This is a genomic window from Atlanticothrix silvestris CENA357, assembly GCF_016056295.1.
Lineage (GTDB): Bacteria > Cyanobacteriota > Cyanobacteriia > Cyanobacteriales > Nostocaceae > Atlanticothrix > Atlanticothrix silvestris.
The window spans coordinates 1-21,061 of record NZ_JAECZB010000005.1 but is presented as its reverse complement, the minus strand read 5'-3'; the positions used below and the strand labels follow the sequence as shown (position 1 = coordinate 21,061).

16 protein-coding genes and 1 pseudogene are annotated in these 21,061 nt (G+C 41.5%); 11 read left to right on the top strand and 6 right to left on the bottom strand.

What is annotated here, in order from left to right; all coding sequences use genetic code 11:
• The first annotated feature begins 350 nt into the window (after positions 1–350).
• Both I8751_RS03935 and I8751_RS29450 read left to right on the top strand, forming a co-directional pair.
• The gene (locus I8751_RS03935; protein WP_214437856.1) at positions 351–6,038 is read left to right on the top strand and encodes a translocation/assembly module TamB; all 5,688 of its coding nucleotides are present in this window, start codon (positions 351–353) and stop codon (positions 6,036–6,038) included.
• Positions 6,039–6,115: 77 nt separating this feature from the next.
• Positions 6,116–6,256: a hypothetical protein gene (locus tag I8751_RS29450; protein ID WP_225893946.1), complete on the top strand. Its 141-nt coding sequence runs from the start codon at positions 6,116–6,118 to the stop codon at positions 6,254–6,256.
• A 225-nt stretch (positions 6,257–6,481) separates the two neighbouring features.
• Here the strand turns inward: I8751_RS29450 and I8751_RS03925 are convergent, their stop codons facing one another.
• Positions 6,482–8,683: an HAD-IIB family hydrolase gene (locus I8751_RS03925; RefSeq protein WP_214437855.1), complete on the bottom strand. Its 2,202-nt coding sequence runs from the start codon at positions 8,681–8,683 to the stop codon at positions 6,482–6,484.
• Positions 8,684–9,208: 525 nt separating this feature from the next.
• Here I8751_RS03925 and I8751_RS03920 point away from each other — a divergent pair.
• The 4 genes from I8751_RS03920 to I8751_RS03905 all read left to right on the top strand — a co-directional run bounded on the left by I8751_RS03920 (position 9,209) and on the right by I8751_RS03905 (position 11,462).
• On the top strand, positions 9,209–9,397 hold the full coding sequence (locus I8751_RS03920; RefSeq protein WP_214437854.1) for a hypothetical protein: 189 nt from the start codon (positions 9,209–9,211) through the stop codon (positions 9,395–9,397).
• Positions 9,398–9,484: 87 nt separating this feature from the next.
• Positions 9,485–9,784: a restriction endonuclease subunit S domain-containing protein gene (locus tag I8751_RS03915; protein ID WP_214437853.1), complete on the top strand. Its 300-nt coding sequence runs from the start codon at positions 9,485–9,487 to the stop codon at positions 9,782–9,784.
• A 366-nt stretch (positions 9,785–10,150) separates the two neighbouring features.
• A complete protein-coding gene (locus I8751_RS03910) occupies positions 10,151–10,723 on the top strand; it encodes a hypothetical protein (RefSeq protein WP_214437852.1) in 573 nt (190 codons plus the stop codon).
• A 31-nt stretch (positions 10,724–10,754) separates the two neighbouring features.
• Positions 10,755–11,462 (top strand): glutamine amidotransferase, encoded by a 708-nt coding sequence (locus I8751_RS03905; protein ID WP_214437851.1) that lies wholly within the window; start codon positions 10,755–10,757, stop codon positions 11,460–11,462.
• A gap of 106 nt (positions 11,463–11,568) precedes the next feature.
• On the opposite strand, the pseudogene I8751_RS03900 reads toward I8751_RS03905, so the two are convergent.
• Positions 11,569–11,899 (bottom strand): annotated as a pseudogene (locus I8751_RS03900) (hypothetical protein); the annotation flags it as partial.
• A 7-nt stretch (positions 11,900–11,906) separates the two neighbouring features.
• On the opposite strand from I8751_RS03900, the gene I8751_RS03895 reads away from it, so the two are divergent.
• The 3 genes from I8751_RS03895 (at position 11,907) to I8751_RS03885 (ending at position 14,345) form a co-directional block, all read left to right on the top strand.
• A complete protein-coding gene (locus I8751_RS03895) occupies positions 11,907–12,665 on the top strand; it encodes an ATP-binding cassette domain-containing protein (protein WP_214437850.1) in 759 nt (252 codons plus the stop codon).
• Positions 12,662–13,294 (top strand): ABC transporter permease, encoded by a 633-nt coding sequence (locus I8751_RS03890; protein WP_214437849.1) that lies wholly within the window; start codon positions 12,662–12,664, stop codon positions 13,292–13,294. Before I8751_RS03895 ends, I8751_RS03890 begins: the two co-directional genes overlap by 4 nt.
• Positions 13,295–13,445: 151 nt before the next feature.
• Complete coding sequence (locus tag I8751_RS03885) at positions 13,446–14,345, top strand: glycine betaine ABC transporter substrate-binding protein (RefSeq protein ID WP_214437848.1); 900 nt, start codon at positions 13,446–13,448, stop codon at positions 14,343–14,345.
• A gap of 24 nt (positions 14,346–14,369) precedes the next feature.
• Here the strand turns inward: I8751_RS03885 and I8751_RS03880 are convergent, their stop codons facing one another.
• On the bottom strand, positions 14,370–15,074 hold the full coding sequence (locus I8751_RS03880) for a glutathione S-transferase family protein (protein ID WP_214437847.1): 705 nt from the start codon (positions 15,072–15,074) through the stop codon (positions 14,370–14,372).
• Positions 15,075–15,136: 62 nt separating this feature from the next.
• Here I8751_RS03880 and I8751_RS03875 point away from each other — a divergent pair, with 62 nt between their 5' ends.
• A complete protein-coding gene (locus I8751_RS03875; RefSeq protein ID WP_214437846.1) occupies positions 15,137–15,871 on the top strand; it encodes a phytochelatin synthase family protein in 735 nt (244 codons plus the stop codon).
• Between the two features lie 108 nt (positions 15,872–15,979).
• Here the strand turns inward: I8751_RS03875 and hetF are convergent, their stop codons facing one another.
• Positions 15,980–18,490 carry a cell division protein HetF gene (gene hetF, locus I8751_RS03870; protein WP_214437845.1) on the bottom strand — a complete coding sequence of 837 codons (2,511 nt, stop codon included), beginning with the start codon at positions 18,488–18,490 and terminating at the stop codon, positions 15,980–15,982.
• Positions 18,487–18,651: a hypothetical protein gene (locus I8751_RS03865; RefSeq protein ID WP_214437844.1), complete on the bottom strand. Its 165-nt coding sequence runs from the start codon at positions 18,649–18,651 to the stop codon at positions 18,487–18,489. Before I8751_RS03865 ends, hetF begins: the two co-directional genes overlap by 4 nt.
• Positions 18,652–20,394: 1,743 nt before the next feature.
• Between I8751_RS03865 and I8751_RS03860 the strand changes: the two genes are divergently transcribed.
• Positions 20,395–20,718 carry a thioredoxin family protein gene (locus tag I8751_RS03860; protein ID WP_214437843.1) on the top strand — a complete coding sequence of 108 codons (324 nt, stop codon included), beginning with the start codon at positions 20,395–20,397 and terminating at the stop codon, positions 20,716–20,718.
• Here the strand turns inward: I8751_RS03860 and I8751_RS03855 are convergent.
• A complete protein-coding gene (locus I8751_RS03855) occupies positions 20,705–20,938 on the bottom strand; it encodes a hypothetical protein (protein WP_214437842.1) in 234 nt (77 codons plus the stop codon). The two genes, I8751_RS03860 and I8751_RS03855, sit on opposite strands and share 14 nt — an antisense overlap.
• Between the last annotated feature and the right edge of the window lie 123 nt (positions 20,939–21,061).

The following is a 21,061-nucleotide window of genomic DNA, read 5'->3' as shown; positions in this document are numbered from 1 at the left end:
AGGTTATGCACCAAGGAAAGTCGTAGCAACAATTCTCACTTTATTCAAATTTGTCTAACAGCGCTAGTCAAAAGGCAAGGGAGCAGGGGGAATTTTCTCTAGCTTTTTTTTCTGCTTTTGAATCAAATCGCATAACTCAATTTGAGATTATATGGGGATTTTAGGGTTTATATGCCTTTTCTGCGCTGGGAGGTGAGAAATCACACACAAGGGACACTATTTCAACAGACACCTAATTCATCCAAAATCTTAAATTGGTTTGTATGCTGGAATTGGCATTATAAATACATGTGCTAGTTAGTGCCAGTAGTGTGCCAGCTACCTCCAGCAATTAAAAGTGAACCCCTCCCATGACTAACTCTTCTAATCTAGAGCCTCACTCTAATTCTCCCGCCCGTAAGCGTCTGTGGTTACTGGTGTTGAGTCGTGGTGGCATTGCCTTGGGCGGACTTTTGCTAGTTGGAGTTGTTGGTGGTGTTTGGCGGTTGTGGACTTTTGTACAAAAAGATTTAACACCACTAGCGCAGCAAAATTTGACAACTACACTCAACCGTCCGGTAAATCTGGGAAAAGTGACAGATTTTTCCCTAAAAGGAGTGCGTTTTGGGGCTTCAGCCATTCCTGCAACATCCACAGATCCAGACCGGGTCGTGGTCGATGCTGTGGAGGTAGCTTTTGACCCATTGCAGTTAATTTTTAATCGTGAGTTAAAGCTAGATGTAACTCTAGTTAACCCAGACGTTTACATTGAGCAAGATGAACAAGGGCGCTGGATCACTACTAGCATAGCGCCGCCAGGTAAAGGTGGGCCGATTAAAACCGATTTGGACAAAATACACTTCCGTAATGGCAAGCTGGCACTACTACCCCAGAGGAGGGCAGGGAGCAGGGAGCAGGGGGCAGGGCAGGCAAGGCAAGTAGAGGAAGTAAACTTACCTCCTGTGACATTTTCGCAACTTAATGGCACTGCTCAACTGTTGAAAAACAATCAGGTGATTAACTTTGAAGTGGCAGGTCAAGCAGATGATGGTGGCAATGTTGCGATTCAGGGAGAGACACTTTCTAAGGTACTAGCAGGTAACTTTCATATACAAGCACAAAACTTTTTAGCTACTAATGTTACCCGCCTTGTCAAGTTACCTCTAAATTTGCAAGCAGGCCGAGTTGATGGCAACTTACAGATTAAACTGACACAAGAGCAGCCACCCTTATTATTTGGTAGTGCTGACCTCCAAAGGGTAACAATTCAAGTTCCCCGCGTCACACAACCATTCCTTAATAGCCAAGGCAATCTCCGCTTCCAGGGAACGGAAATACAACTAGACAAAGCTACTACCAGTTATGGCAAAATTCCTCTGGTGGCTACGGGAATCATCGATACTGAAACAGGCTTTAAATTGGCAGCGCGTGTCAATGCAATGAGTGTGGCAAATGCCCAAGAAACTTTGAAGTTGAAACTACCTGTGCCTGTGACTGGACAATTAAAAGCTGATTTACAGCTAGTTGGCCCAACCACTAAACCTATTCTCTCTGGCACAGTTGCGACGATCAAACCTGCCCAAATTGACAAAGTTGATTTTAAAAGTATTAGTAGTCAGTTTGAATTTGCTACAAGTGATTCTTTAATTACCTTGAGAAATATTCAGGGTAAAGCCGCAGTTGGTGGAGAAATTACTGGGGCTGGCACAATCGAACTAGGGGATACCCCTGCAGTGAACTTAAATTTTGCTGCGAAGAATGTTCCTGGAGGAGCGATCGCTCAAGTTTATAACATTCAACCTGACTTCCAAATCGGTACTCTCTCCGCTACAGCCCAAGTGACAGGCACTCCCGACGATGCCAAAACTGTAGTCAAGTGGCAAGCTCCGGCAGCTACCTATCCCGGTACTGGTGAAGTTGTTGTCAATTCAGACCGCACCGTCTCTTTCCGCAATGTAGCTCTCAACGTCGGCGGTGGCATAGTACGAGCTAATGGCAGTTATGCTAATGAACGTTGGCAAGCTGTTGCCAATGCCTCTGATATTCAGGTGCAGCGTTTTGTAGATCAAAATCAACTGCAAAATGTCTCTTTAGCGGGGGCAGAGTTTAACGGCCGTCTCATCCTCTCAGGGACAACAGCACCATTTCAAGTTGCTGCTGTTCGCACTGAGGGAGCAGGTGTGCAAATTGCAGGTGGTAGAATTGCCATTTCTCAAGTTCAATTACAAGACGAAGGTTTTTCCGCGCAATTAATAGCTAATGGTGTGCGGTTGGGACGCATATTGAAAAATGCTCCCCCAGCTTTAAACAACCCATTAGTGGGTACGTTCCAAATAGCAGGCAACAGAGAGAATTTTAGTTTAAAAACTCTACGTGGTACTGGTCAAGCACAACTTGAGGTTGCAGGCGGCACAGTCACAGCTAAAAATATTCAATTAGCTAATGGTGCATATCAGGCACAACTCCAAGCCAATAATGTTGCTGTGCAGCAGTTAGCAACAGTACCACCCCAGTTTCAAGGTAGATTAAATGGTCAATTGAATGTAGCTGGTTCAGTTGAATCTTTCCAACCGCAAGCTATCCAAGCTAGTGGTCAAGCAAGGGTGAATGTTGCCGGAGGAACGATTACAGCATCTAATATTCAACTAGCTAATGGTCGTTATCAAGCGCAAGTCCAGGCGAATAAAGTACCTTTGCAGCAGTTGGCAGCAGTACCGCCACAGTTTCAAGGCAGGTTAAACGGTCAATTGAATGTAGCTGGTTCAGTTGAATCTTTTCAACCGCAAGCGATCCAAGCAAGTGGTCAAGCACGGGTGAATGTTGCTGGAGGGACGATCGCAGCATCTAATATTCAATTAGCTAATGGTCGCTATCAGGCTGTAGTTGATGCTAGTGGTGTGGCATTAAATCAACTCAATCAGCAGTTACGGGGTCAATTGGGTGGTCAATTGCAAGTGGCTGGCGCTTTAGGATCTGCTCAATTAGCTGATGTGCGTGCTGCTGGTCAGGTGCAGTTATCTCAAGGTCTGGCTGGTATTGAGCGACCTTTGAGGGCAGCGATCGCCTGGAATGGTGAAAAACTAACTATTAATCAAGCCACTGCTCCTGGTTTAAATGTTAGTGGTGAAATACTAGCCAATGCTAACCAAGTAGGTCTACCAGAGATCACCCAGTTAAATCTCAATATCCAAGCCCAAAATTACGACCTCACACAATTACCAATCAATCTTCCTAATCAGGTGGCTTTGGCGGGGAAAGTTGATTTTGATGGTCAAGTGACTGGTAAACTGCCCTTACCGAATGTCAACGGACAAATTAAGTTACAAGGCTTGGTAGTTCAAGGCTTGGCTTTTGAGCCTTCGTTAAGTGGAAATATTCAATCAGCGCCGGGACAAGGTTTAAATTTGGACTTGACAGGTAACAGAGATCGCATTGCTGTGAGTTTAGATGCCAATAATCGCCCGGAATCCTTCTTAATTCGTTGGCAACAAGCGTTAGCTACAGGTAAATTACAAGGAAATGAGTTAGCGCTGCAACTAGAAAACTTACCCTTGCAAGTCTTAAATTTGACTCCACCGCCAAATCTGCGTTTGGGTGGTGGTAAGGTAGCTGGCTTATTAACTGGGAATTTGCAGATTAATCAGCAGACATTGGCAGCTAGTGGAAATGTGGCGATCGCTGATCCGAGATTTGGACGCATCAGAGGCGATCGTTTAGCAGCTCAATTCCGTTATGAAAATGGTAAAGCCATACTAACCAGTAGCGAATTTGTCAAAGGTAACAGTATCTACGCCTTTGCTGGTAATTTTGGTCAAACCTCCCAAGGGCCGCAATTACAAGGTAAGCTAAGCGTCACCCAAGGTAATATCCAAGATGTTTTGACGGTTGCACAGATATTTGAATTACAAGATTTCCAACGCGGTGCAGCCGAACCAACCTATGGAAGTGCAGCAGACCTCACCACCTACGGTCGAGGTTTACCAGATCAACCATTATTAACTCAACTCCAGCGCTTTTATGAAATTGAAGCCCTGGTAGCACAACAAGAACAACAGCAGATTGATGCTAATCCCATACCAGATTTAGTAGACCTGCAAGGCACTTTTAACGGAGAAGTGGCTGTGGATACAGCTACAGCCAACGGTTTATCAGTGCAATTTGATTTGAATGGTCAAAACTTTGTCTGGGGTAGAGAAGAAGAACCCAGTCGCTTTTATAGTGCCAACAACATTATTGCTGAAGGCAGCTTTGAAAACGGCGTTTTGCAGTTACGGCCTTTGCGGATTGTGTCTCAAGATGGCATCCTAGCTTTTGCAGGTAATATTGGCGGTAATGATCAATCTGGTCAGTTACGGGTGAGAAATTTTCCCATAGAGTTATTGAATAATTTTGTTAGACTGCCAGTGGGTATTACAGGTAATCTCAACGCTACAGCAGCTTTAGCAGGTAGCATTGCTAATCCCCAAGCTAAAGGGGAATTGCAAATCACAGAAGGAACACTCAACCAAAATCCTATAGAGTCAGCCACAGCCAGTTTCAGTTATGCAGATGGACGCTTGAACTTTGGCAGTAACGTATCAGTTGCTGGGCCGGAACCTGTAAATATTACAGGCAGCATACCCTACCAGTTGCCCTTTGCTTCGGTAGCGCCCCAAAGCGATCAAATCAGTCTGGATGTCAACGTCAAAGATCAGGGATTAGGATTGTTAAATTTGTTTACTAGCCAAGTGGCATTTGAAAACGGTGAAGGAGCAGTAGACCTCAAGGTACGTGGGACAAGACAACAGCCGCAAGTGACAGGAACTGCAACTGTTAATAATGCCACTTTTTCAGCCCAGGCTGTGCCAGGAAAACTTACAGATGTCACAGGTCAGGTTAATTTTGATTTTGACCGCATCTTTGTAGAAAGTCTCCAAGGTAAATTTAGTCAAGGTAAATTAGAGGCTGCTGGAGCAATTCCCATATTCAATAATGGGCAAACAAATATTGAAAATCCTTTGAGTGTCAACGCCGAACAGTTAGCTTTGAATCTTAAGGGACTGTACCAAGGAGGCGCTAGTGGTAATTTACAAATTACTGGTTCTGCCCTCAACCCCATAGTTGGCGGTAAAGTAAATTTATTTAATGGTCAAGTGTTGTTGGCAGAATCTACCAATTCTGTGACAGATAGCGATCGCAATATCGGCTCAATACCCACACCAGCCAACAAACAAAACAAAACTGAAAACAATAATGCTAACGCCAGATTTAATGATTTAGAAATAGAGTTAGGTAAAAATGTAGAAGTCACTCGTCCACCTATTCTCAGCTTCCAAGCAACTGGAAACCTCACAGTTAATGGTTCTTTTGCTGATCCCATACCAGATGGTACTATCCGGCTCAAGCAAGGTGGAGTGAATTTATTTACTACCCAATTTAAACTTGCTAATAGCAAAAATACGGCAACTTTTAGGCCTAATCAACCCCGTGATCCCATCTTAGATGTTCAGCTTTTTGCTAAAGTTGTGGATGTAGTTCAAAGTACTGATATTAGTAGGTCAACTACTGCTGGTTTAGGAGCCTTAGAGAGCGTTCGAGTCGAAGCCACTGTTAAAGGTCTTGCCAGTAAACTGAACGAAAATCTAGAACTTACAAGCAGTCCTTCACGGAGTGAAACAGAAATTGTGGCTCTGTTGGGAGGTGGTTTTGTAGATAACGAAGGACGTGGTGACAGTACATTAGGTTTAATTAACATCGCAGGTTCAGCAGTATTCAATAATTTTCAATCAGCTTTTAACCAAATTGGTAATGCCTTTGGTTTAAGTGAGTTTCGGATATTTCCTACCATCATCTCTGATAATCCTGAAGCAGGCAGGAGTAATTCAACCTTAGAATTAGCAGCAGAAGCGGGAGTTGATCTTTCTCCCAAAGTTTCTGTTTCTAGCATCAAAATTTTAACAGCAGATGATCCCTTCCAGTGGGGTCTCAATTACCGCATCAACAATCAAGTTCGTGTGCGTGCTTCTACTAATTTAGAGGATGACAGTCGTGCAGTAGTGGAGTATCAAACACGGTTTTAACTGTTTCGGTACGATGACTCCAAAAATAATCTACCGTTTTGGTATAGCCAAAGTAAAGTTTCTCAAGGCAGGCGAATATGCATACTGTAATTACACCTGAAAGAATCGAGTTGCCACCTGGCACAGTCGTAAGGATGTTGGGATCTTGGCAAGACTATCAAGTGCTGAGTCAGCAACTAGGCGATCGCAGTTCACCTCGCATAAAAAGCAACTATTAGTTTATGGCTTGCAGGGTGAAAATTATGTAATTACAGAAAGCAGGTATTTTCCTAATGTTTCAGAAGTTGTGCGGCAACGCCTCCAAATTGCAAACGAACAAACAACAAGTGAGGCGATTAGGTGGTTCAGGAGCTTTTTGCATTGGTAAACTTGTCAATCAGTGTTCAGTTATTATTGTTCGCTGAACACTAATTTTACCTAGATTTAACTTAAAAATTGAAAGTTCATACTGCCATCATTTCCGCTTCTGTCGCATATAAATTACCAAAAAAGTCATAACGATCAAGTGCTTCCAAAATTCCCCAGGCATACTGTCCTTCAGAAAAATAAACTTGTGGATAAGCACGCAATTTTTCAATTTCTTTGCTGTAGTTGCCCACAACCACACCTAACGTATTCCCAGCTAGCATTGATTCATCATTACCCGATGCACCTGCCACTAAAAATCTTTTGATTGGTAGTCCCCACTTCAAAGCACAATAACGAATTGCATCTCCTTTAGAAGCGCGGATTGGTAACAGATCAAGATACATATTATGGCTATAAATTCCTTTGACGTGGAGCCGCCGCCGTCGTAAATGACGCATGATCTCCTTGAAACTCATAGATTTCTCTTCATCAATAAAGTAGCTAACTTTAAACTTACCTTGAACTTCTGGAGGTTGCAGCATTACTCCTGGTAGTTCTTCCATAGCTTTGCGAACCTCATCAACTTGCCAACGATAGCTAATGTGTCTTTGCCAGTTTGTATCTGTGACTACTTGAGGCCCATAGTAAATTTCGCTACCTGTTGATACAATCATCAAGTCTGGCATTGGAAACCGCCATTCTTCCAGCATCTGTAGTGAACTTGCCAAGTTTCGTCCAGTAGCAATTCCTACCCCGGTTGTATGACCTTCACTATGCAGTCGCTCAATTAATTTTTGCAGGGCTTCTTGGTCGCCTAATAAAGTGTTATCGATTTCGCAAACAAGAAAACGATCTGCGGTTGGTAAGCGGTTTTTTTCGGGTATGTTCCAATCAGGCAAACGGCTGGATGGTGCTTGCGGCAAAGGACTAAGCAGAGATTGAACTCTTCGTTGCGGCAACTGCTGCACCTGTTCGAGATATTGTTCTACGTGACTATCCCAAGAAAAATGTTGTCGGACGTTATTTAAACCATTTGTAGACCAACGTTGCCATTGTTCGGTATCAGTTAATGCCGTTCGTAGAGCATCTTGGATTTGTTTAATGTCGAGAGGGTCAATTAGCATCCCATTATGGCAAGCTGCCAGAATATCTCGTGGGCCACCGTCAGATGTAGCGATAATTGGCACACCGCAAGCTGTAGCTTCGATTAAAGTGAGACCAAATGGCTCGGTTAATGCCGGATTAATAAAGACTCCCCGTGTTTTTGCCAGCAATCTATATAGTTCAGGAACCTCATCTGCACTGTGGTGTTTGGGATAAGCAATGTAACCGTAAAGGTCGTAGCGGTCTATTAACTGAAAGATTTCTGTAAGTACCTGACGTGGGCCTGATTCCATCGTCGTAATGTCATCTCGGTTGCCTAACACTAAAACTAGGTTTGCTAAGTGCCGCAACTGTGGGTCTTCACCGTATGCTTTGACAAGTGTATTGACATTTTTACGCATTGCCGGACGAGATAAGGCCATCACAATTGGCTTTTGAGGGTCTATGAGAAATCGTTTTAATTCCTCATAGATTGGTGGTTCCTGCCAATTTTGAGGGACTGGGTAAAAGCGCTCAAGTACTACACCAGGAGGAATTACAACCATTCGTTGTGGTTGATAATGATCGTAAATGCCGTACTGTTGGGTTACTTCTTGATTGGTACTGGCGATGACTAACGCTGCACTTGCGAGAGTGGTTTCTTCAGCTTCAATTCGTGTACTAATATGAAAATTGTTTTCAATAGTTTCTGGTTTGGCTCCCTGCTCTAACATTCGTAGATGTTTTACCCGTCCGAGGGAATGACCAGTATGTATGAGTGGTACACCTAACCAGCCAGCAACCCGACAACCTACATATCCAGCGTCGGCGTAATGGCTATGAATTACATGGGGTAATTTTCCTACTAGGCGTAGGTGCTTAAGTAATTCATCTGCAAAGTTATCTAAATGTGGCCAGAGAACTTCTTTGCGAAGATAGCGACGCGGGCCGCAGTTCAAGCGAATAATTTGGGCTTTGTCACAAAGAGCTTCTACAGGTTGAGCGTAGTCGGAGCTAACTTTTGGATCATTAACTAAACGAGTTATTAAATCTACACGTTCTACTTGTGGGTTTGCGGCTAAGGCTTGAGCGAGTTCTACCACATATTTCGTTTGTCCGCCTGTGTCGGCATCTCGTCCTAATTCTAAATTTTTACCCCTAATTAAGCCGTGAATGCTGACTAGTAGAATATACAACCCTGAGCTATTTAACATTGTGCATTCCTCAACGTTAGTGTATTACAGCCTAGGCACAGCTTCTCATACACATGGCTGTTGACCGCTACAGATTAGTAAAAAAATATGCGGGCATTTACAGATTATAAAACAGATTGGTCTTGCAGTTAGTGGTAGAAGTAAATAGAGCGATCGCGCATTAAAATTACGAGATCAATAATCAATAACAACACAGATATAACCCCCTGTTTCCTTACCGTCTAGGCTATATAGATTACTTTATTGTCTTAGTAATAACAACAGTTTTAGAAAATTACAGTTATCAAACTTGACTTGATTTGGATATTTTTTATTGATGCATAATATTCAATTTTTTGTGTTCATTTTTACAGACATGAAACATTTAGAATGCTATCAACTAATTTAGTTTTTTCGGCGTTACTAAATCATGAGATGAAATTGTACGTATTGAAATTTAAAACTCCTTATCCTCTCTGCGCGGCAGTCATTTATGAGGGAAACCCGCGATATACTGATTTCTACCCTTGAGCTAAAAACTGCTGCATGAGTGTCAACAATATTCTCCAATACGAATCAACTATCTGGGCAACTGCTGATTTGCTGCGGGGTAGTGGCATCAAGGAATCGGAATGGCCATCCTGTATGATGCCGTTTTTTGCCCTGGTGATGATTGAAAGCCGCTTGGTGAGGATGTTTGATGAATTAAAGGCGGAGATTGGCGAAGCGGCATGAGCAAAGATTGCACCGTCAGATTTGACCGAGCTAATTGTGGATAAAGGGTAGGGCTATAATGTTTATATTTTCGAGAAGAACCAAACCTTGAAGGATATCTGCAAAAATGATAAATCCTTTGAGGTGGACTTTGAAGTTTACCTGCGGGGTTTTGATGGGGAAACAAAAGACCTGTTGGGGGTGGATGCAACAGAAGGTAAGCTTCCCCCACTCACCGAACAAAAAGCGATCGCAGACTACCTCAACACCAAAACCGCCCAAATTGACCAAATAATCCAAACCATCAACACCCAAATTGAAAAACTCAAAGAACTCCGCAAAACCCTAATTATCATCATCAGTAAAGATAATCCCCCCGCTTTGAATTACACTTCTAAATTTTTGTAATCCTTGCCAAAAATTATCTTCTCTAGATTCCTCCTTTTTTTTACGGAGAAACTCAAACAAATAATCCCGTTCTTTTGTAGGCAAACTTTCAATATAATTAATAATTTCTTGTAAAGTCATCATAGAACCTTCTAATTAAGTAAACCCTCTCTTTGCTAACTTTATTTTAATCTCTAAATCCAAACCCTTACTTTATAAATAGGCTCTGAGTAAATCGCGATCGCCCGTCACCAGATAATCCGCCTCACCGACCACAGCCAGAGGTAAAAAAGTCATGCCTTACGCACCCAAGCGATAACCTGCAGTTCGCTAACGCAACTTTAAATCCATCCCATCTAGCCTACAGTTATCCATTATGACAAAATCATGATTGTGGTCGATCGCTTACTCCGCAGCCAAATCGACTCCAAAATGTTAAACATGAACATCGATAACCGGATGTATATTAAGGCAAATAATAAAATCTATAATAGGCTGCACCGTACTGATGATATCAAAGATGCAATCGAGGTTTATTTTGATAATCAAATTGGTATTATCGAAGTCAAAACCCAAGAGCCAGAACCGAAGAAAAAGAAAATAACTAAAGTTGCCCAAGGCAAAGAACCAAGCAGCAATGACTATCAATTTGATATTTTAGCTATCATTGAAGTCCGTAACGAGCAAGAAAACCTAAAGGGAGAACGTATTCAAGAGTTTGAATTAAAAATTAGCGCCTTGTTTGACTATGTGCGAAATAGCGATGAGGGTAAACGGTTGATGATTAAAATTAAATCAAATGTTTTAGAAGATGAAATTTATAATGATTTTGCCAAAATATACCGTAAATACAAAATCTTAAATCGGCAGAAAGTCGGAGATTATTTTTTCAAGGAAATGGAAGATTTGGTCAATAAATTATGTGATTATTTTGAAGTTGTAGTACGTAAGTATGCGTAAAGTTAGTAAATTCAAATTTGATTTGTGATATATGAAAACAGCAATTATTATTCGACACATTGCCTTTGAAGATTTAGGAAATCTCGCACCTGCTCTAAAGCAACATGACTATGCTGTAACTTATATTGAAGCGGGTTATGACGATATCATGCAGATTGATCCTTTGGTTGCTGATCTTGTTGTTGTTTTAGGAGGGCCAATTGGTGTATATGATGAATCTGACTATCCTTTCTTGTCGGACGAGCTAAATTTTTTGGAATCACGGCTAAATCTAGATTTGCCAACTCTAGGACTTTGCTTAGGTGGACAACTAATAGCGAGTGCATTGGGTGCAAAAGTTTATCCTGGCACTCAGGGTAAAGAAGTTGGTTGGGCACCCATAGATTTGAGTGAAGCAGGTAAACATAGCCCCCTAGCTCATTTAGCGCCTGATGAAACATCTGTATTGCATTGGCATGGAGATACTTTCGACTTGCCAAATGGCTCTACTCTTTTAGCTTCTACCTCAAAATATCCAAATCAAGCGTTTTCATGGGGTAAACATTGCCTAGCATTACAGTTTCACCCAGAGGTAACTGCTCGTGGTTTAGAACGTTGGTTCATTGGTCATGCTAGTGAAATTGCTTCCACACCTGATGTAAGTGTCAATCAACTAAGATTAGATACAAAACGTTATGCTTCTAGGCTAGAAATTCAAGCTTTTAAATTATGGAATGCTTGGTTAAAAACACTCGTTTAACATAGCGCTTCTAGGTTGTGTGCAGTACACTTTGGTGGGGAAAAGGGGCTAGAGATGAAAGTGGTGTATTTCATGTTTATGAAAATCGCTATATTAATCGTGTTATCTATGCACCTGTTGGTTCTGTGTAACCTTGAATATTTTCAGGTTCAAATTGGCGCAACACACGAGTTGCCTGACGAATTAGTTCGTCAGTACCTTTAACCACAATCAAATATTTACCTTGATTCAGGCGATTCGATAAGGCAGGGCATCGCCACTACCTACAGTTAAACCTACACTACACCACCACCAACAAAGTAAGCGCCTAACGCACCAGAAATACCTCCTAAAAGTCCGCCAATCAGATGATTGCCAATACTCACTACAGGAAAGATTTCGATACCATTTAAAAAATTGAAAGCATAACCTGCAATAAATCCAAAGAGTACTAGCCAGTAAACTATGCAACAAGATAAGCAAATCACTGTAGAATTTCGTGATGTCACATTTAGCCGCGATCGCCGCCCTTTAGTATCAAATCTCAACTTTTCCATCCGCCAGGGAGAAGCCTTGGTATTACTCGGCCGCAGTGGAAGTGGCAAAACTACAACAATGAAATTAATTAATCGCCTCTTCACACCTACCCAAGGTGAAGTATTATTTAACGGCATTTCTACAACGCAGTGGGATGAAATTAAACTGCGGCGCAAGATTGGGTATGTAATTCAAGAAACTGGTTTATTTCCCCATTTCACTGTGGAACGCAATGTAGGTTTAGTTCCAACTTTAGAAGCTTGGCAACCTAAACAAATTAAAACACGGGTTTATGAATTGTTGCACTTGGTAGGCTTAGAGCCGGCACAATTCGCTGGACGTTATCCCCATGAACTTTCGGGAGGACAAAGACAACGGGTAGGGGTAGCGAGGGCGTTAGCAGCAGATCCGCCAATGTTATTGATGGATGAACCTTTTGGCGCACTTGATCCGATTACACGGTTAGAACTGCAACAAGAGTTTCGACGGTTACAACAAGAATTAGGCAAGACAGTGGTATTTGTCACCCACGATATTCAAGAAGCTTTTGTTTTAGCGTCAAGAATTGGTTTAATGTATGGAGGAGAGTTGGTTGTATTAGCTACAAAGAATGAATTTGTGGAATCCCAGCATCCAGAAAGCATTGCTTTTCTTCAATGTCTGCGTTCAGTGCAAGACAATTTATGAAAGACTTTTTCCTCGTTAAGTACGCCTCAGAAATTTTCCAACATACGCTGGAACACTTGTTTTTAGTAGGTATTGCTATTGGAATCGCTATAATTGTAGGTATCCCATTAGGTATACTAATTACACGCAAACCTAACCTCCGTCAGCCTATTTTAGGTATTGCGAATGTGCTGCAAACAATCCCTAGTTTGGCACTGTTTGGTTTACTGATACCAGTACCTATAATTGGCGGTATTGGTGTAGTGCCAGCAATTGTTGCTCTGACTTTGTACTCATTCCTGCCGATTATACGCAACACCTATACCGGGATCATTGGTGTAGATCCAGCTATCAAAGAAGTTGGGAAGGGGATGGGAATGACAGATAGGCAATTGTTGTTGCAAGTAGAGATTCCCTTAGCAATGAGTGTGATTTTAGCGGGGGTGCGGTTAGCCACAGTGATTGCCATTGGGATTGCAACTATTGCAGCGGCAATTGGTGCTGGTGGTTTAGGAGTGTTTATTTTTCGTGGTATCGCTGTAGTAAATAATCAATTGATTTTAGCTGGGGCTGTTCCGGCGGCGGTGATTGCGTTAATTGCTGATTTAGGAATTGGTTGGCTGGAGAAAAAATTAAAGGTTAAAAATTAAAAGTTTTATATGAAAGCTAATATATATAGCAGTTCCAAATCATTTGGAAAAAGAAATTAACCGCAGAGGTTCAGAGACCGCAGAGAGAGTAATCGGAGATTTTCATGACTCATTTAGGATTACTATAGAGAATTTAAATTAATGGAAAATCATGAAAAGATTTTTGGTACTTTGTTTGCTAGGTTTTATCTTGGTAGTAGCGATCGCTAGTTGTAACTTCAATTCAAATAGTAGTAATGTTGGTGATATTGTTGTTGCTTCTAAAGATTTTACTGAACAAGATATCTTAGGCGAACTTTTAGCACAACAGATTGAAGCTACCACTAATTTAAAAGTAACTCGTCGCCCTCGTTTGGGTGGTTCTTTTGTCTGTCACAATGCTATTCTAGCTGGCAAAATTGATGCTTATATTGAATATACTGGTACAGCATTTACTGGTATTTTAAAACAAAAAGTCATTAATGACCCACAAGTACTTTATAAGAAATTAAAACAAGAATATGCTCAACAATTCAATTTAGAAGTAATGCCCAGCTTGGGTTTTGAAAATACATTTGCAATGATTGTTCGGGGTGAAGATGCTAAGGGTTACAATATTCAAACTCTTTCAGAAGCTGCTAAATATACGCCCCAATGGCGCGGTGGCTTCGGCTATGAATTTCTAGAACGCAACGATGGTTTTCCCGGATTAGCTCAAACCTATAATTTACGTTTTGCTAAACCACCCCAAATTATGGATTTAGGTTTAATATATAGGGCTTTAGTTCAAAAGCAAGTAGATATGATAGCGGGTAATTCCACTGATGGGCAAATTTCTCGTTTGGGTTTGGTAGTGCTAAAAGATAACAAACAGTATTTTCCTCCTTATGAAGCAGCACCAATTGTTCGAGAAGAAACTTTAAAAAAATATCCCCAATTAAAAACAGCGATCGCCCAACTTTCTGGGCAGATTTCAGCAGATGAAATGCGGCAATTAAATTATTTAGTTGAGGGAGAATTTCGTAAGATTAAAGATGTTGTGCAGGAGTTTCGCAAAACAAAAAATCTATAGTTATAGATTCACTATCATTCAAAATTAACGCTTATCCATAGTCTTTTTAAAAGCTGGTCTGGCAGCTATTCTATCCAGATATTTTACAACTTCAGGATATTCACTAAAATCAAGTGGTAAAACTGATTTTGCATAGTATAAATACGAAGCAATGGCAACATCTGCCACGCTCAATTTTTCACCTAAAATAAAAGATTGTTTTTGCAAAATTTGATTGATTGGCGTTAGCAATACGGGCATTTCTTTCTGGCGTTTATCTGGTGAAAATAAAGCAGGAGAAAGGGTAGCATTGGCAAAAATAACCCATTGCGTAATTTTGGCACGTTCTGCTAGCAAGTTAGGCATTTGCTGATATTTTTCTGCCAAATAAAGCAAAATAGCTCCAGATTCCCACAGTTTCAGATCGCCATCCACAATCGCAGGCACTTTACCTGTAGGATTAATAGCTAAAAACTCAGGTTTAAGCTGCTCATTAGCACTTATGTCAAGAGAAATATAGTCGTAGTTAACGTTTAATTCTTCCAAGTACCACTGTACTATTGGGGTTCGCGTTTTCGGCCCCCCGTAGAGTTTTAACTGTGCTTGATTTGTATTGTGAGGTCTAGATTTAGAAGGTTGTTGAGAATTTTGCTTTGGTAATGTTGAAGCAAAGAGTGGTTGGATTGGTGGGAAACTAAAGGCGATCGCACTACCAACTAAAAATAATCTTAGGAATAGAGGTTGCAACATTTTTATATAGATAATTATAACGAGGTACACTATGTAAAATCACTTAACTTTGGGATATTACCATGAAAAATTTCAAAATCAAGACTATTAAAACATTTATTAAATTTCTATTGCTTGGTGTTAGTTTGACTGGTGGAAGTGTTTTAGCTCAAACTTTACCTCTTGCTCCTCGCTTAATTAATTTCAACTCAGACGAAGGTGAAAATTTATTGATTGAAAGTCGTTCTAGAGAAGATTTTTTTCCTCTCAGCACACAGTTTGTGACGCAAAACAACCAAGCTTATTGTGGAGTTGCCAGTATGGTAATGATCCTCAATAGTTTGCAAATTCCAGCCCCAGAAGTACCACAATATAAGCCCTATCGAGTTTTTACCCAAGATAATTTTTTTAGTAATGAACAAACTAAAAAGGTACTAACTGCTGAAGCTGTTGCTCGTCAAGGTATGACTTTAGAACAGTTAGGAGGATTAATCGCCAGCTATGATGTCAAAGTGAAGATTTATCATGCTGCTGATACCAATTTTGAAGAGTTTCGCAAACTCACAGCAGAAAATTTAAAACAACCAGGAAACTATGTTGTAGTTAATTACTTACGCAAAGAAATTGGTCAAGAAAAAGGTGGACATATCTCCCCCCTAGCTGCCTACAATGAGCAGACAGAAAGATTTTTAATTATGGATGTTTCTCGTTATAAATATCCGCCTGTTTGGGTCAAAGCGAAAGATTTATGGAAAGCTATGGCAACCACTGATACAACCTCAGGCAAGACGCGTGGATTTATATTTGTCAGTAAGTGATACCAATTCACAATTCGCAATTCGCAATTCGCAATTCGCAATTAAAGAACTTAGATACAGTAAACCTTTCAAGGTTTATATCTGTATCAAATTTTTCGTGAAATGGTGTTAGCTCTTTTCCTGTAAAAGCGATCGCCAGTCAGCAATTGCCTTTTCTGTCCATAACCAATTGTTACTTAATTTATTGATTTGAAAATTTACAGGATCATCCTTTAGCACCATTTGGCGTAGTTTGATCGCTTCTTTCATATATTGTGCTTGTTTAGCCGCAGGTTGATTCAGTGCAGATTTATACAAACCAATAGCTAAGCCAGCATAAGAAGTTAAAGCATCTCTAGGCACTGATCCTTTGAAGGATACAACTGCGTTAGAAGCTGTGTTTTGTTGTCTCAGCGCTAAATCCAACGCTGTTAACCAAGAGTCATTGGCTCGATTAACATTGCCTTCTGCGTAATAAGCAAAACCTAAAGCATTTTTATACAAAAAGGAGTCTGGCTGAGCTTTAACAGCATTTTCCCAATAACGGCGGGCATCATCAATACTGTATTTATCGTCTCCAGTTTGAACTAACTGCCAAGCTAATCGCCCTTTGAAAAAGTTCACAGATGGCTCATCGGCTTGCTTTTGCGGAATCAAATTTAGAGCTGTTTGAGCAGCAGTAAGCGCGCCACGATTGAGGAGTTCTTCCACAGCTACAAGCCCAGGTTGCAAATCGCCTTGGCTCAATTTTTCCGTAGCAGTGGCAGTAACAATTTCAGTAGGAGCCTTCTGTAAGTTTATTTTAGGGTTATTTTGGGTGGGTTGAGATTGTGTAGTTGGAATTGTCGGTATGTCAGACGATATTAACATCTGGCGATTTTGCCACCACCAACCCAAACCGATAACTCCTGCGATCGCACTTGCGCCTACAATACCCAAAATAACCTGCCGTTGACGACGGGTGCGGGGTTTCGATGGGGCTGGTTGCGCTGAGGCTATATGGAAATTTTCTCCGTTTCCTGCGAAATTCCGGGTAGTTTCGGTTAGGGCTTCTGGCACTTCTTCCCATGACCCTACTTGCTGATTAAGGGAAGCAATTTCCCCAGAAGCTTTTTTTCCCTGAAGATGATTTTCTCTTGCTTGTTGCAGAAATTCCCCATTCACAGGGGGTTGCTGATTGGTTGCTTTTTGGTTATCTAACTGGCGAAATAAATCTGAAACTAAAGCAGAATCTTCTGCATAACTTGGGTCATCTGTGTAAATGGGATCATCATATTCAATTTCATCAACAAGATCACCCCAGGTTTCTTCACCCAGCCAATCCAGCCCAGAAGGATCATGAGGCAAACCAGAGGGGATCATATCCTCGATTGGTAAATGCATCTCATCGTTCTCTGCCATAGCAGAGTACATCATGTTGGGATTTATCTTCAAAGGCGGTCTGTAATTGTTCAGCGATTCCGTATTTGCATTTAAAGATATTTCCGGGCAAAGAAAACCGTCAAACTCTGGCTGGAGATACAAAATCGGTAACGCCCAATACATCTGATGAGAACCATAGGCAGAAATTAATCCCTGACGCACTCGACTCACACACAAATCTACAGGATATCCCTGGCTAAGATTGCGATAAAACAATTGTGTGAGGGTTAGTGCTACTTCATCAGGAATCCGTTCTGACATTGCCAAAACACCCCTGATACCGCGTTTGACCAAGCTTTCTGAAAGGTTGCGTTCACCTGTATCATCAACACTATCGGAAGTAGCTGTGTACGTTCCCCAGCAGGAATTAAACACTGCCATTTGGATATTATTATTGACAAGCAAGCCTGCCAAATCGTCCCCACTGAGAGTTTCTGTTAAGCCAGTTCTGCTACTAACTAGATAAATTTCGCCGCCGTTTGGCCCTAAGCTACTATGACCGGAGTAGTGCAGAACTTGATATCTTCCTTGTTCTAAAGCTTGGGTTAATTCTTCCCGTCCTGGTTGGTCAAGTAGGGTAAGTTCAATTTCAGGCAGATGATCGTTACCTTCAGCAGTTCGTGATATTCGTCGGCGCAGTTCAGCTTGTAATCTAATAGATTCTTGTTTAAGCAGGTCAAGCCGGACTTGATCTGGGGGTGATGCCAGTACCATCAAAACTCTTACGCCACCTTCTTCAGATGTGTTTGAAATGTTTCTCGACGGAAAACGAGAAGCCGCTAAAATCCCACTTTGGTAGCGAGAAAAAGCCACATAAGGGCCAGTAGCTAGGGGGCGATCGCCTGCGTGCATGACTTCCCACGGCAAACGTGCTAACCTTATATCTTTTAACCCCAGACGCAGGCGTAGGACTTGTTGGTGATTTTGGGCAATACCTTGGGCGGTAATCCAACTATCTCTGAGAGTGCCTTGAAACAGTGCGTTATAAAATTGCTGACCCAACGCCACCAAGTTGACAGAGTTTCTGGCGAACACGTCCCCTTGCAACACCGACTTCAATGGGTCATTCATTAAATGTCCAGCCGCCGCTAACCATTCAGCTACAGGCCATGTCACCAGTTCTTCTGCCAATGGCACCCCAGGCGCGACTCGTTCCGTCCGCACCAAGTAGTCATTTTGCCCTACTGGCGTTACAGAAACATGAAATTCCTGGGTCACAATTTCTCCTGTTCGCCTCCTAAATCTAGTTTGAAACGCGAAAGTTTCAAGTCGATTTTTCGCTCCTTTTGATAATTTAGATGCATCCCGTTACTGAATGTTTCTGAACCAAGTTCTTTTGCCTTATGGGCTTCTCCAACTTTATCCGGATTGGTTAGCATCCGCATAGAACACTTTATTGGTAGATGCACCTTGATCTTCAATTCCCCTAGTCGGCTAATGCCCACTGGGGGTTTTTTATTGGCAAACAGCAACAACCATAATTATCAGACATTTATCCGGAAAATGACGATTATGCCGCGAACATTTAATTGGTAGATGCACCCTGATAACTAACTCCCCTAACTGGCTAACACTGGTTTGGGGATTTTTTTTGTGAAGTCTGACCAAAAACTACGGCATTGCTGAATTAAGGGATGAAATTTATGTATTGAAATCTAAAACTCCTTATTTTCTCTGCACACCAGTTGCTTCTCCCAAGGGGAGACGCTGCGCGAACAAGTCGGCATAGCCCTTCGGATTTGCCAGTTGCCTGGGTCGGGCTAACCCTCCCGCAGCACTGGACTACCGCCCAACGCACTGGCTTGCCTCTGCGTGTTAGCAAAGCGGGGCGTAGCCCGGCAATTCATCCCGCATTTATGCAATGCCAAAACCACAATTACCAGACATTGATCCGGAAAATGATGATTGCACCGTGAACATTTAATTGGTAGATGCACCCTGATAACTAACTCCCCTGACTGGCTAACACTGGTTGGGGGATTTTTTTTAGGGCAAACAGCAACTCCATTGATAAAAATTCTATCTGGAAGATGCTGATTGCGCCTTTAACAAATCAATTACTGATAAACGTAACCCTGATAATTAACTCTCCTAATCGGAATCGGCTGCCACCACCGGGGGATTTTTTTATGCTGAGCAAACAGCACCATTAATTGTGACAATTCTATCCGGAACATGCTATCCAATCCTAGAACTATTTATTAATAAATGCACCCTGATAACTAACTCCCCTGGCTGGCTGCCACCACTAGGGGATTTTTTTATGCCGAACAAACAGCACCACTAATTGTGACAATTTTATCCGGAATATGCTGCCCAAAACTAGAACATTAAATTAGTAGATGCACCCTTATAACTAACTTCCCTGGTTGGCTGCCACCACTAGGGAATTTTTTATTTCTAGAAAAAAACAATCTCGGTTTGTATAGATTAATCCGGAGAATTGCATTTAATCTTAGAACAATTAATTGGTAGATGCACCCTGATAATTAACTCCCCTGGTTGGCTAACACCCTCTGGGGGATTTTTTTGGTAAATATTTTGCTTGTATGTCTTGCCCACTTGGTAGGTGCTTAGGGCAATATTCTAGCGCAAGTTTAGAACAATATTCTAGCGTAGATAATGTACCATTTTTCCAGTGTCACAATTTGCTGACACAATTTTGCTTTGAACTCGCACAAGTATCGTCTTCACCGATAGGTTTTTCAGGTTACTCTTGGTGCTATGAAATCAGTTTAGGTTCTTTAAGTCGTAGTATTGGCCAAATCACTAATTATTTAAAGATATTGGTTTTTCTGCATCGTAAGGAGTATTTGCCGTAGGCATTACTCAGAAGTTTTACAGGGTTTACACCATATAAAATTTGCAAGTCAGCTAATCATATCATTGATTTTGGTTAATTTTCCATAGTCTATTCCTGATTAATTTTTATTTCCTGATCAACCAGAAAACTCATGTAGGAATGATTCCCCCAAATATTTGCTCAAGTTATTCATTTTTTCTATAATCTTTGCGTCTAAAATGCTTAATGTCCATATTTTAGACTTCTAACAATATAAGTATTAGCTCCCAAGAGCCATGCTAAAATATATCGCCTACATGCAAGAGAGGCGCAGAGCCAGATGAGTTTAGCTGTCATTAAGTTTTCTTCCGAAGAGTGCGGCATCTGCCACAAAATGTCTTTTTATGACCAAAAAGTGGCTGAAGAGCTGGGTTTGCAATTTATTGATGTGAAAATGCAAGACACGGCTACCTACCGCAAGTATCGTAAAGTATTGCTGACTCAATATCCCGATAAATCAGACATGGGATGGCCTACCTACATTGTCTGTGATGCTCCAGAAGGAGAATTTCAGATTATTGGTGAAGTTAAAGGAGGTCATCCCAAAGGAGAATTTAGAAGCCGTCTACAAGAGGTTCTAAATTCCGCAGCTAATCAGAACTAATCACATCAAAAGATTTGACTTCTAGGACAGGGCCAATCATGGCAGTTGTCATGATATCTTCACGCACCTGTCCTTTAACTTTTGCTTTTTGTCCGGCTTTAAGTAAATTTTTGTCAGCACCTTTGAGGATTTCGTAAGTAACGCCCTCATCGGAGACTAATGCCCAAGTGCCCATGCCAAGTTCACGCCGTTCGATTGTGCCTGTAATTGTGATACTCATAATAATTGGGGAGTAGGGAGTAAAGAAAGCAAGGGAGCAAGGGAGCAGGGGAGCAGGGGAGCATCAAGAGGGGTAAAGGGTAAAGGATGAAAAAACCAACCCTTTAACCCTTCCCCTTTCCCC